An 11,895-nucleotide genomic window follows, 5' to 3' on the forward strand; every position below is an offset into this window, starting at 1 on the left:
CTTTTAATTTTTTATTATGAAAGCAACTTAATTTCCAGCGATTTAGGGTATTGACACCCCCTGTGCCGACCAATTGCCGGTAGGGGTTATCCGAATGTCGACCGCCTCAATCGCTATCGTATTGCGTTTTGCTTCATGAAAACATTTATTTTTAAAACAAAAAAGCCCCTTTGTCAAACAAAGGGACGTATAAACGCGGTTCCACCCAATTTGATCCACCTTCGTGAATCCACTTAAGTTCTGAATAACGGTCAGCTCCGTAAAACCCTAATCAAAAGCAGCTGCATGCAGCATGCCAATCTTTCAGGTTTCGACTCCAAGGTGGTTTTTGGTTATCTCTGGGTTAGGCAATTACAGCCAAGTTGCCTACTCTCTGAATCCGGTGGATAACTTACTCGTCCTTATCAGCGTCTTTTTTCTATTTTAATTGTCTTTTAGTATAACCTTTATCTAAAAAAGAATCAATACTTTTTCGTATAATTAATTTTCTTATTATTTTTCAAATCATTTTTTTGAATCAGTTTATGTTTGAATCCATTTATCCAATTTACTGATGATTTGAACTGATAATTTCAATTGATAATTTCAAAGCCGCCTTCATAAAACACCATCAACCCCTGCCCATCGTGTGACAAAGCAGCTTGTCCGGAAAGTTGGCTCAGAAAGGCCGTCGAAAAATATTGAAATTTGACCTGTGTATAGATTTTTTTGGGTGCCAGATTAACAAAGCGAGCCAGGTATTTTTTTATATTTTGCGGTTCTTTTAAAAATTCAAAGATCCATTCCTTTGCCGGACTGGTGTCAGCCATACCGATTGGCAGTCTGAGATTGCCCTGAGCAAGACAATCAAATTTTATCCAGTCGCCGATCAGCTGGCTCTTTTCGTGACCAGCAAAAAAATCGGACAGGATTAAATAGAGTTGTTCCTTTGATTTTCCCAGATCATAATAACCGCAGCTCTCCCAATAAATCGAAAAGGCTTCAAAAAAATCAAAGGGGGTGGGATAAATTTGCGCAGTGAAAATAAAAGCCAGGCTATCTTTAAATGCGCCGCTATTGAAGTAACGATCGACCAACACTTCAATTTGCCTCAATTGATACAGTTCTTTAGCACTGATGTACTTATTTGAAATGATTTCATAAGGCGCAAAGCTGGCATACTGATAGTCATGGAGGTCTGCTTGACTGCGAATACGGGTCCCTTTGAGACATTTCAAAAAGCCCAGTTGCAGCATATCCGGGCGGAGCGCAATCACCTGATTAAAGGATGATTTAAAAAGTTCATAGCTTTCGTGGGGCAAGCCCGCAATCAAATCCAGATGAATATGGATATTGTCTTGGTCAAGCAGTTTTTTGACATGTTCTTCGGTTCGGCTGACACTGATTTTTCGACCAATCGCCGTGAGCGTATCCGGCGACGTGCTTTGAACGCCAATTTCAAACTGGATTAGTCCTGGTGGTGCCGTCTTTAGCAAGTCGATCATTTCATCATCGATCCGATCGCCGGTCATTTCAAAATGAAAATTAGTATCACCGCCGCCTTTAATCAAATGTTTAAATATTGCTTTGGCACGAGCCAGGTCACAGTTAAAAGTCCGATCGACCAGTTTCACCTGCTTGACACCCGCCCCGATAAAGAAATCCAGTTCGCTAAGAACCCGATCAAGATCGAGTAGCTTTAAGCCCGGCTTGGTCGAAGAAAGACAATAGGAACAAGCAAAGGGACAACCCCGGATCGTTTCATAATATATGATCTTATTTTTTAGACGATCCAGATCGACATTAGCATAGGGAAAAACCAATTGATTTAAGGGGGCGGGTTCAGCATCGGGGTTTTCGATGATTTCGCCAGCCAAATTGCGATAACAAAGACCCGGCACCTGAAAAAATTTTTGCAGATTGTCACCACTCTTAAGCAAAGCTTTTAGTTTATCTTCCGCTTCGCCCTGAATAATAAAATCGCAAAAGCGGTGTTCTTTCATTAATCCCAGGCCATCAAAACTAACCTCTGGCCCCCCCCAAAATAATCTGCAGCTGCGGTCTGGCTTTTTTGAGCACTTCAGCAAGCTTAAGAACCATCTCAATATTCCAGATATAACAGGAAAAACCAATCCGCCTGGCATCGGTATCGAGGAGCAACTTGATGATCCGGTGGAGCGGGTCATTAATCGAGACTTCCACAATTTCGACATCAAAATCCGCTAGTTGTGCCTTCAGTGAACGCACCGCCAGATTGGTATGGATATATTTTGCATTAATTGCGACTAAAACAAGATCTTTCACAAGAGCCTCCAAGCTTATCAGGTGGCATAGGTCGAAAACTGTTCATCATTTCCCGGAAGTTTATTCTTAGCCAGAAATGAGATGAACACTTCCTACTGCGCTATACATTGAATCGGAAAAAGGTAACATCGCCATCTTTCATGACATAATCTTTTCCTTCAACCCGGGTAACACCGCTTTCTTTGGCTTTCACTTCCGAACCAGCCGCTATTAATTGTTCAAAGCCGGTAATCTCAGCGCGAATAAAACCACGCTCAATATCGCTATGGATCTTGCCGGCGGCCTGGGGCGCCTTCGTGCCTTCGGTAACCGTCCAGGCACGTACTTCCTGGGGACCAGCGGTTAAGAAGGTGATTAGACCCAATAATTTATAGCCGCAACGGATAACTTGATCCAGTCCCGATTCGGCCAATCCCATATCGGATAAGAATTCTGCTTTTTCAACATCATCAAACTGAGCAATCTCTTCTTCAATTTTTGCCGATATCTTAATAATATCCTTGTGACTACCCGAGTGATTTTCTCTAACAGTCGCTTTGAGGCGGGTTACCATTTCATTATCTTCATGGAGATCATCCTCGGAAACATTGGCGATATAAAGCACCGGTTTAATCGAGATCAACTGAATGGTTTGAATAAATTCCCATTCTTCAGCAGAAAAATCGTCATCATTGGGCATTTTACCAAGCTCAAGAATTTCCCGCAGCCGCATTGCCACGTCAATGTTTGCTTTTTCTTGAGGATTCGTTTTGGCCAGTTTCTTATTTTTCTCAATCCGTCGATCGAGCATTTCAATATCCGCAAAAATCAGTTCCAGATTAATGGTTTCCAGGTCATCGATGGGATCGATTTTCCCCTCCACATGAACGACGTTATCATCTTCAAAACAACGAACGACATGAACAATCGCATCGACTTCGCGAATATGCGAAAGAAACTTGTTACCCAACCCTTCGCCTTTGCTGGCCCCGCGTACCAGACCGGCAATATCGACAAATTCAATGGTTGTCGGAATGACTTTTTTTGAGTTGTGCATTTTCTCCAAGACCGCCAGCCGCGGATCTGGTACCGTAACAACTCCAATATTGGGGTCTATCGTGCAAAATGGATAATTAGCCGACTCTGCGCCAGCCTTCGTCAATGCATTAAAAATGGTGCTTTTCCCGACGTTGGGTAAGCCAACGATTCCTATTTTCATAGTTACCTCTTTCTAATTTTCATTCAATTTTTCTTTTTTAATTTCATATCACTAAAATTATTTTTGTTTAGTAAAAGCAAACTGCTGTCTGGCAAAAATTAATCCTGGCATGTAAAAAGGTGGGTTTTCCTGTCCCGAAGGATCAAGAAGTGCCACCATTATAATTGAGTAAGTAGATTCACTTGATGCCGATCAGCTTGTCATCTGCCACATCCCCCGCTTCTTAAAATTCACGGGGCTACAAATGACCATCAAGCAGATTTTTAGACTTTGCCTAGCGCGTAACTGGGCTGTTTTTCCAAAGCTTTTCGAGGTTGTACAACTGACGCTCTTCGGTATGGAAAATATGGACAATCACATCATAGTAATCGAGTAAGATCCACCGGCCTTCTCTTTGACCCTCGATGTTTTTGGGGAATATTTCCAATTCTTTCGCTTCATATTCGACATTGTCAGCAATCGCTTTTACCTGACGTTCAGAGTTCCCGCTGGCGATCACAAAATAGTTGGCAATGGTGGTCATTTCGGTTACGTTAATCACTTCAATCTCATCACCATTTTTTGCCTCAATCCACGCTTCTATTTTTTTTGCAAATTCTTCTGGATTAATAAAAATCACTTCCTTTCTTTGATAAATTTTTTATGCTATTTTTTTATGCTATTTTTTTTACTAAGTTTTTTGCAGTAAGTTTTTTTGTTTTATAATTAAATCATTTCGTGCTTCAATCGTATTTTGGTGCAGTAGCGCCTCCGTTTCGGCGACATGACAGATGCAGTTGGTTAGTGCCATAATGGTGGCGCGATCCAAATCACTTTCGGCCATCTGTCGAATCGCATCGACGCCTGGAAAACAACGATCTTTTTCAATATAGTCAGCCAGATAAATGATCTTATCGAGGGTGGTCATATTTTTAGACCCGGTCGTATGACAATCAATCGCCTTTAGAATCGCCGGATCTTTAATCCCATAGCGTTGGCTGGCAAGCACCGCAGCGACTGGTCCGTGCAGCAATTGCGGATCATTTTGACAGACAGAATCAATGTTGATGTGGTGCTTTTTCGCGTAATCAAGCTGTTGCTGACCGGATAAATGTTTGGCACAATCATGAAGTAGTGCCGCTAACCTGGCCTGCTCGTGATCGCATCCGAAGCGATCAGCCAGCTGATGGGCGACTTCAACGACGTTTTGGGTGTGCCTAAACCGTTTCGGGCTTAGCACCCTTCTTAGATCATCCTCAATCTCAGTCCAATTCATCGCTATCCCCACTGGAGTATGCTGGCAAATAGAGACCGTGTTCATGAATGTAAGCTTCCACCGTTTCAGGGAGCAGATAGCGAATTGAATAACCATTTTTGACGCGCGACCGGATATCAGAAGAAGCGATGTCCATTTCGGTGGCGTACAGCTTAAAAATAGAAGCACCATAAATTTCCTGCAGCTCTTTAATCCGCATATCCAAGCGATCATGACTATAGCCCGGCCGGAAGGTGGTGATAAACTTGACCAACTTTAATAGTTCCGGGGCACCCTTCCATAAGGTGATTTCAAACATTAAATCAGCCCCGGCGATGAAATAAAAATCACAATCGGGATAGATTTCTTTAATGCTATTGATCGTATCAATGGTATAAGTGACGCCATTTTGATCAATTTCATGGGTTAAAATTTCAAAGTTGTGATTGCCGGCAATCGCCAGCTCAACCATTTTTAGCCGGTGTTTTCTGGCAATTTCATCCTGTGACAATTTAAATGGGTTATTCCCGGTGGGTATAAACAACACCATATCCAATTCGTATTGATCGCGAGCCGACTCCGCCAGCAGCAGGTGACCCGTATGGATGGGATTAAAACTTCCTCCCAGAAGACCGATTTTTTTCTTCATCTCAAACCTTTACTTATTATGAATTAGTGAATTTTCGTGATGGACTCAGTGCTTTTTTCTTGACCCGCTTAAGGGGTTTCTGATTTTTAGTCGGCACCTCAATTTTGGTTTTCAATAAATTCTTTTTATAGAGGATAAATTTATTGCCGATGGTGCAGACAATATCAGATTTTGTAGCCGCAGCTAATTCCCGCGCCACATTATCGACATCTTCTAGTGAATTATTCTGAACCTTTCCCTTGATCAGTTCCCGGGCAATGATGGCGTCCCTGGTCTGGACGATGACTTGCGGGGTGATGCCATCCTTGCCGACAAAAATGATATCAGGAATATCCATGGCAAGCTTTTTTAAATAACTTCTTTGTTTACTTGTTAACATTTTTTCTCTACTTTCTACGACGCTATTATAACATATAATAAAGCGGGAAATCTATTTAAAATACTCAAATTCGATCTCTTCTAACTGAACCACATCTTCATCTTGGATGCCCATTTTTTCGAGCTCTTCAAAGACGCCCTTATCTTTTAGAACCCGTTGAAAGAAGCCAATCGAATCCAAATCTTCAAAGTTTACCGAAGTAATCAGCCGCTCTAGGAAGGCACCCTTAACGACAAATAGATGATCGAATTTTTCAACCGTGAATTGCTTTTCTTTAAAGTCCGGGGTGAAAATGGTTTCTGCCTCCGGTTCAAAGTCAAAGATCGGTTCTACTTCACCGATTTCATCGAGTAAGCTGATCGTCCGGCTTAACAGTTCGTTGAGCCCCTGACCAGTGACAGCCGAAATGACGAAAACTTCATAGCCCAATTTTTCCAGCTCAGCTTTTAACTCATCGGTTTCTTCTGGCTCAGACAAGAGGTCAACCTTGTTCAAGGCGACGATCTGAACCCGCTTGGCCAGTTTTTCGTTGTATTTTTCCAATTCATAATTGATTTTTTTAAAATCATCGAGGGGTTCCCGGCCTTCACTGCCAGAGGCATCGAGCAGGTGAATCAGCAGCTTGGTACGTTCGACGTGTCTGAGGAACTGGTCGCCCAGTCCGGTACCTTCATGGGCACCTTCAATCAATCCGGGAATATCGGCAATCACAAAAGGATCAAAATTTCGCCATTCAACTACCCCCAGATTAGGCACGATGGTGGTAAAATGGTAATTGGCAATCTTCGGTTTAGCTTTGGTGATCACCGATAATAAGGTTGATTTGCCAACATTGGGAAAACCAATCAGACCGACATCGGCCAGCAGCTTCAGCTCAAGAATTACGGTGCGTTCCTGACCTTTGACGCCACCCTGGGCAAAACGCGGTGCTTGTCTGGTGGCGGTGGCAAAATTCATGTTACCGCGACCACCCCGGCCGCCTTCAACGACCCGGTATTTTTGTCCGTGTTCTGAAAGGTCGCAGATGATCCGGCCGCTTTCTTTATCTTTAATTATCGTTCCGACCGGTACTTTGATGATCAGATCTGCTCCGGTTTTACCGGTCGAACGACAGCCGGTTCCGTTTTCACCATTTTCGGCCTTGTGTTTTCTCTTATATTTAAATTCCATCAGGGTCCGAAAGCCATTGTCGGCCATAAAAACAATATTGCCGCCATGCCCTCCGTTACCGCCATCGGGACCACCATTGGGAACATATTTTTCGCGGCGGAAACTCATCCCGCCATGTCCGCCGTTGCCAGCCTTCAGAATAATCTCTGCTTTATCTACAAACATTGCTACCTCGCTTTTTTTTGGTATCTACCCAAACAACAAAAAATAAAACCTCTTATCTTGTAAAAACGAGCATAAGAGGTTTTATGGATGTATTATTTTTGTCACTGGAAAACTAGATGGCTTCCCGAGGATAAATACTTACTTGTTTTTTGTCTCTGCCTTTTCTTTCAAAACGTACGATACCATCTTCTAAAGCAAATAATGTATCATCTCCGCCTTTTCCAACGTTGGTACCTGGGTGAATTTTTGTTCCTCTTTGACGAACAAGAATATTTCCTGCTAGTACGAATTGACCGTCTCCTCTTTTTACTCCAAGACGTTTGGCTTCACTGTCACGACCATTTCTTGAACTACCGACCCCTTTTTTATGGGCGAATAGTTGAAGGTTCATTTTTAACATGTTGTTCACCTCCTATTTATATACTTCTTCAAACTGGATATAGTCTCCATAAGCTTCCTTGATCCCCCGGATTCCCAGGAGATAGGTCGAAATCAGTGTATCTGTTTTTAAACTCATTGGTTCATCTGTGATTTCGGGAATGGTAAAGTGGACATAGCCTTCTTCTACCACTTCGCCAAGATCTTTTCGACCAACAATTTCGGTGAGTCCGTTTAAGATGCTGATCGTTAAAACCGATACAGCCGCACAAACGATATCTTCCCCATGATCCGCAAAACCGGCATGGCCAGATACTCTTATTTCATTTGCTTTATTATTCTTACCTTGAATCTTAACTGAAATCATAACCGACTAGGCTTGGATGCCAGTAATTTTAACTTTCATGAATGGTTGTCGATGACCTTGTTTTTTTCGATAATCTTTTTTAGATTTATACTTGAAAATAATAACCTTAGGTCCTTTTGCAACTTCTAAAATTTCAGCTTTAACAACAGCATTTTCTACCACTGGTCTACCAATGATCATTTCGCCATCTTTGTTGACTGCTAAAACTTCAGTAAAAGTAATTTCTTTGACATTCTCTTCTGTGAAATTGATTTTTTCAATTTGAATAACATCATTTTCTTGAACGCGGTATTGTTTACCACCTGTTTTAATAATTGCATACATGATTCTACACCTCCTCATACCAGACTCGCCACATCAGGTGCTTTCGACTTAAAACCTTGTGTGTGCGGCTACATAACTTTATAAATAATAACATGGGCAAGGGATAAAGTCAATTAAAATAATCAGAATACCGTCTAGCTTGGTTAAATTGATAAAAAGAACGAAATATTTTATTTATTTGGCGGTTCTTCAGGAATATTGGGTATAATTAAGTTTGTAGAACTTTATCAAGAACCAAGGAGGAAAATCAAATTGCAAAAAAGTATGCCTAAAATTAAAATTGTAGCCGTCGTCTTATTAATTGCCCTGGCCGTGGGCTTCATCATTTATAATTATTATCCAAAGATCAATCAATCCGTCCAAAAGGATAACATTATTGCCGTTGCCAAAGAAAGTCCCATTGTGGTTGCCGATGAAATTGCCGATGAGATTGCCGATCGGATTGATTTTAATGCCTTACTGGCGATTAATCCCGACACCGTCGGCTGGGTTTCAATCGCCGGAACACCCTTAGAGTATCCGGTCGTTCAAACGGATAACAATAGTTACTACCTGTCCCACAATTTTTTAAAGGAAGAATCGTTTGAGGGTGCCGTTTTCCGGGACTACCTGAGTAACACAACAACAACCCGGAATCACGTCCTCTATGGTCATTATATGTCTGATGAATCGATATTTGGCAGTTTGTGGAATTATCAGGATCAGGCCTATTTTGCGCTCCATCCGATCATTCAGTTTGATCAACCTGGTAATCCCGGTGATTGGGAGATCTTCTCGGTTTATGTCACCGAAGCCAACTACAATTATCGGCAGCCTGAATTTATTAATGATAGCGAGTTTACCCACTACATGAATCGTCTGAAGGCGCGATCGCTCTACGACACCGGAGTCGTCATTAATCCCGACGATGAGGTATTAACGCTTTCTACCTGTATCTACACCTTTGACGATGCCCGCTTTGCCGTTCATGCGCGTAAGGTGAAATAAAAAAAGTGTCCGCTACCCTAAAACATCGGTTGTGATGTTTTAGTAGCGGACACTTTAATTTATAATCATCTAGTTCATAATCAACTCATTCACTATCATCAACTGATAATCAATGACCGCTTATTTTCCGGCTTTTCTTAGTGCGCGCTCGGGCTTGATTATCGTATCTTCATAATCAAAACACTCTTTAGCGATAACACCACTTAACACCAGCAGTGAAATAAGATTCGGAATAGCCATCAAGCCATTCATCGTATCGGAGAAGTCCCAGACGATTTGTAATGCTGTGGTTGCACCAACAAACGCAACTAAACTATAAAATAACCGATATGCTTTTATAGCAATAGGTGCTTTTATTAAATACTCCAGTGATTTTTCGCCATAATATTCCCAACCTAGAATTGTTGAGAAAGCAAACAACATAATACCAATGGTAACAATGTATCCACCAATGGGTCCCAGTGCTGATTCAAATGCAGCAATCGTTAAGTCTGCCCCACTGAGCAATTTGCCGGCTTCAGTCATGGTCCCTAAAACCCCTGAAGATGCAATGACCAGTCCAGTGATCGAACAAACGACCAAGGTGTCAAAGAATGTCCCAGTCATATTGATATAACCTTGCCGTGATGGGTGATCGGTTTTAGCAGCGGCAGCAGCAATTGGTGCCGAACCTAAACCGGCTTCGTTTGAGAATACCCCGCGGGCAACTCCCCAACGCATCGCGGTGAGCATGCTAGCAATGATAGTACCACCGACACCACCAGCCATCGCTGTTGGCGAAAAGGCCATCGTAAAGATCTGTGCGAGTCCTGCTGGTAAATTTGCAAAATTAATAATAATAACGATTATCCCAGCAACAAAATAAAATACTGCCATAAATGGTACAAAAATACCACAAACTCGTCCAATACTTTTAATTCCGCCTAACAATACAACAATTGCCAAGATCGTAATCACCGCCCCGGTAATCCAGGTTGGGATGCCAAAGGTTCCTAGCACAGCACCAGAAATGGAGTTTGCCTGGGTCATGTTACCGATTCCAAAAGATGCAACTACCGCAAAGGCCGAGAATAGTACCGCCAGAATCGATCCGATAGTCTTGTTCTTGAAGCCATTTTTCATCGCGTACATCGGTCCGCCGGCCATTTCGCCTTCACTATTTGTTTCACGGTACTTAACCGCCAGGACACTTTCGCCATATTTAGTCGAAAGACCAAATAATGCGCTGATCCACATCCAGACCAAGGCGCCGGGTCCACCCAAAACCATGGCTGTTGCCACACCAACAATGTTACCTGTTCCAATGGTTGCCGCCAAAGCTGTCATCAAAGACTGGAAGGGTGAAATATCACCACTCGATTCTTTTTTTGATGGATCCTGCTTGGCAAAAACCGACTTCAAGGCATAACCCAGGTTTCGCCATGGTAAAAATTTTAACCGAATTGTTAAAAAGATACCGGTTCCCATGAGTAATGCCAGCATTACAGGCCCCCAAACAAAATTGTTGACAGCTGCAATAATTTCCGAAAAATTCATCTTAACCCCCTTAAAAATATAGTGGGATCATTTTATCATTATTTTTCTCACTTCACAAGGCTAAATTAAGCTAAACGTGTTAATGACAAGTATTTACTGTCAGCGCTTGCAACTGCTGACGAAGAGGTAAATATTGTCATTTTTTTGAAAATTTTTAGATCACGCTAACAGCTTCAGTCTTGCTTAAACTGCGACCTACGTTAGTAATTATTCAGCCGGGTAAATTAAAGGCGCAAAAACGGCATCGGTTTCAGGATCAAACCAAAGCTTCATTTCGGTTAATATGGCTTCATTTGAATCACTACAATGAATCAGATTAAAGCAACAGCGGCCATCGCGGTCAGCTTTTTCCATTGAATCTGTCCCCAAATCACCACGGATCGTACCCTTTAAAGCTTTGGCTGGATCAGTTGCACCGGTTAATTCCCGCGAATTGGCAATCGCATCGGCCCCCTTCTGACTAAGAATAATCGGAATCATCGGCTTGCCAACAAAAGCCGCAATTGCCATTTTCTTGAAAGGATCCCCTAATTTCTCAACCACGTGGCCATAATGGGTTAAGATCAACCCTTCATCGGGGCACTTAAAACCGATCATCTCTATCTGATAGTCGTGCTCAATGAACCGTTTTATAATCGGCTCCACTAATTGTTCTGCCAGTGCGTCCGGCTTTAAAATAATTAAGGCGTATGATTTCATCACCGCTCCTCGCTTTCTCTATTTTGTGCTTTCTAATTTTTTCATTTGTTTGAACTTGATAAGCTAACCGAAGTAATTAAATCCAAAAAATACTGAAGCCGATCCCGCATCGCGATGCAGAACCGGCTTTAGCTTTCAATTTCAGATGTCATTCCTTTTGGACTCACCCCTTTCAACTACATTTCAAAAATCTTCGCTCGCTTTTCTAAGTTATAAACACTTAACCTGGAAACTGAAACTAAATTATTTGGGATTGTTTATCTAATTTTTTTTCGTTTGATCCTTTTCCTTTGATCGTTTTCCTTTTTTTCTGTGGTGATTGTAATCTCCTGTCCTGCGGATTATCTATCGTTGATCTATTATTTCTATGTATGGCCACATCACTGAAAACATGATGCTTAACTTCCATAATGTAAATACCGATCTCCAATCAATCACACCAAGAGCGAATATGCAATCGATCAAAATAGCCACTTAGGCAATTAAATCTTGATTTTAAGGCATATCAGGAGCTAACAATCGATAA

At 41.9% G+C, this 11,895-nt stretch carries 14 protein-coding genes and 1 other annotated feature; of the genes, 1 reads left to right on the forward strand and 13 read right to left on the reverse strand.

Annotation, left to right across the window (positions count from 1 at the left end; all coding sequences use genetic code 11):
- Positions 1-178 precede the first annotated feature (178 nt).
- Positions 179-417, reverse strand: a binding site (T-box leader).
- Between the two features lie 155 nt (positions 418-572).
- From QZ998_RS04210 to rplU, 11 genes are all read right to left on the reverse strand, one after another.
- Entirely contained in the window at positions 573-1,982 is a 1,410-nt protein-coding gene (locus tag QZ998_RS04210) for a DUF4080 domain-containing protein (protein ID WP_296558275.1), read from the reverse strand.
- Between the two features lie 19 nt (positions 1,983-2,001).
- Positions 2,002-2,283 (reverse strand): cobalamin B12-binding domain-containing protein, encoded by a 282-nt coding sequence (locus QZ998_RS04215; RefSeq protein ID WP_296558277.1) that lies wholly within the window; start codon positions 2,281-2,283, stop codon positions 2,002-2,004.
- A 100-nt stretch (positions 2,284-2,383) separates the two neighbouring features.
- The gene (gene ychF / locus QZ998_RS04220) at positions 2,384-3,481 is read right to left on the reverse strand and encodes a redox-regulated ATPase YchF (RefSeq protein WP_296558279.1); all 1,098 of its coding nucleotides are present in this window, start codon (positions 3,479-3,481) and stop codon (positions 2,384-2,386) included.
- Between the two features lie 274 nt (positions 3,482-3,755).
- Positions 3,756-4,100, reverse strand: a complete 345-nt coding sequence (rsfS, locus tag QZ998_RS04225; RefSeq protein WP_296558281.1) for a ribosome silencing factor — start codon at positions 4,098-4,100, stop codon at positions 3,756-3,758.
- Positions 4,101-4,151: 51 nt separating this feature from the next.
- The gene (gene yqeK / locus QZ998_RS04230; protein WP_296558283.1) at positions 4,152-4,736 is read right to left on the reverse strand and encodes a bis(5'-nucleosyl)-tetraphosphatase (symmetrical) YqeK; all 585 of its coding nucleotides are present in this window, start codon (positions 4,734-4,736) and stop codon (positions 4,152-4,154) included.
- Positions 4,723-5,364 (reverse strand): nicotinate-nucleotide adenylyltransferase, encoded by a 642-nt coding sequence (nadD, locus tag QZ998_RS04235; protein ID WP_296558286.1) that lies wholly within the window; start codon positions 5,362-5,364, stop codon positions 4,723-4,725. Before nadD ends, yqeK begins: the two co-directional genes overlap by 14 nt.
- Before the next feature lie 16 nt (positions 5,365-5,380).
- Positions 5,381-5,743 carry a YhbY family RNA-binding protein gene (locus QZ998_RS04240; protein ID WP_296558288.1) on the reverse strand — a complete coding sequence of 121 codons (363 nt, stop codon included), beginning with the start codon at positions 5,741-5,743 and terminating at the stop codon, positions 5,381-5,383.
- Between the two features lie 51 nt (positions 5,744-5,794).
- The gene (obgE, locus tag QZ998_RS04245) at positions 5,795-7,078 is read right to left on the reverse strand and encodes a GTPase ObgE (RefSeq protein ID WP_296558290.1); all 1,284 of its coding nucleotides are present in this window, start codon (positions 7,076-7,078) and stop codon (positions 5,795-5,797) included.
- Positions 7,079-7,190: 112 nt separating this feature from the next.
- Complete coding sequence (gene rpmA, locus QZ998_RS04250) at positions 7,191-7,478, reverse strand: 50S ribosomal protein L27 (RefSeq protein WP_014356380.1); 288 nt, start codon at positions 7,476-7,478, stop codon at positions 7,191-7,193.
- 12 nt (positions 7,479-7,490) lie between these two features.
- The gene (locus QZ998_RS04255; RefSeq protein ID WP_296558294.1) at positions 7,491-7,823 is read right to left on the reverse strand and encodes a ribosomal-processing cysteine protease Prp; all 333 of its coding nucleotides are present in this window, start codon (positions 7,821-7,823) and stop codon (positions 7,491-7,493) included.
- A 6-nt stretch (positions 7,824-7,829) separates the two neighbouring features.
- Positions 7,830-8,147 carry a 50S ribosomal protein L21 gene (rplU, locus tag QZ998_RS04260; RefSeq protein WP_296558296.1) on the reverse strand — a complete coding sequence of 106 codons (318 nt, stop codon included), beginning with the start codon at positions 8,145-8,147 and terminating at the stop codon, positions 7,830-7,832.
- Positions 8,148-8,399: 252 nt separating this feature from the next.
- Here rplU and srtB point away from each other — a divergent pair, with 252 nt between their 5' ends.
- Positions 8,400-9,134, forward strand: a complete 735-nt coding sequence (gene srtB, locus QZ998_RS04265; RefSeq protein ID WP_296558298.1) for a class B sortase — start codon at positions 8,400-8,402, stop codon at positions 9,132-9,134.
- Between the two features lie 120 nt (positions 9,135-9,254).
- Here the strand turns inward: srtB and QZ998_RS04270 are convergent, their stop codons facing one another.
- On the reverse strand, positions 9,255-10,670 hold the full coding sequence (locus QZ998_RS04270) for a sodium:alanine symporter family protein (RefSeq protein WP_296558302.1): 1,416 nt from the start codon (positions 10,668-10,670) through the stop codon (positions 9,255-9,257).
- A 207-nt stretch (positions 10,671-10,877) separates the two neighbouring features.
- On the reverse strand, positions 10,878-11,369 hold the full coding sequence (locus QZ998_RS04275) for a nucleoside-diphosphate kinase (RefSeq protein WP_296558303.1): 492 nt from the start codon (positions 11,367-11,369) through the stop codon (positions 10,878-10,880).
- Positions 11,370-11,895: the final 526 nt, after the last annotated feature.

Source organism: uncultured Acetobacterium sp. (assembly GCF_927416815.1).
Lineage (GTDB): Bacteria > Bacillota > Clostridia > Eubacteriales > Eubacteriaceae > Acetobacterium.

Excerpts from the sequence above, each read along its gene's own strand:
- QZ998_RS04210 (WP_296558275.1), bottom strand. The coding sequence starts at position 1,982 with ATGAAAGAACACCGCTTTTGCGATTTTATTATTCAGGGCGAAGCGGAA.
- ychF (WP_296558279.1), bottom strand. The coding sequence starts at position 3,481 with ATGAAAATAGGAATCGTTGGCTTACCCAACGTCGGGAAAAGCACCATT.
- yqeK (WP_296558283.1), bottom strand. The coding sequence starts at position 4,736 with ATGAATTGGACTGAGATTGAGGATGATCTAAGAAGGGTGCTAAGCCCG.
- nadD (WP_296558286.1), bottom strand. The coding sequence starts at position 5,364 with ATGAAGAAAAAAATCGGTCTTCTGGGAGGAAGTTTTAATCCCATCCAT.
- QZ998_RS04240 (WP_296558288.1), bottom strand. The coding sequence starts at position 5,743 with ATGTTAACAAGTAAACAAAGAAGTTATTTAAAAAAGCTTGCCATGGAT.
- obgE (WP_296558290.1), bottom strand. The coding sequence starts at position 7,078 with ATGTTTGTAGATAAAGCAGAGATTATTCTGAAGGCTGGCAACGGCGGA.
- rpmA (WP_014356380.1), bottom strand. The coding sequence starts at position 7,478 with ATGTTAAAAATGAACCTTCAACTATTCGCCCATAAAAAAGGGGTCGGT.
- QZ998_RS04255 (WP_296558294.1), bottom strand. The coding sequence starts at position 7,823 with ATGATTTCAGTTAAGATTCAAGGTAAGAATAATAAAGCAAATGAAATA.
- rplU (WP_296558296.1), bottom strand. The coding sequence starts at position 8,147 with ATGTATGCAATTATTAAAACAGGTGGTAAACAATACCGCGTTCAAGAA.
- QZ998_RS04270 (WP_296558302.1), bottom strand. The coding sequence starts at position 10,670 with ATGAATTTTTCGGAAATTATTGCAGCTGTCAACAATTTTGTTTGGGGG.
- QZ998_RS04275 (WP_296558303.1), bottom strand. The coding sequence starts at position 11,369 with ATGAAATCATACGCCTTAATTATTTTAAAGCCGGACGCACTGGCAGAA.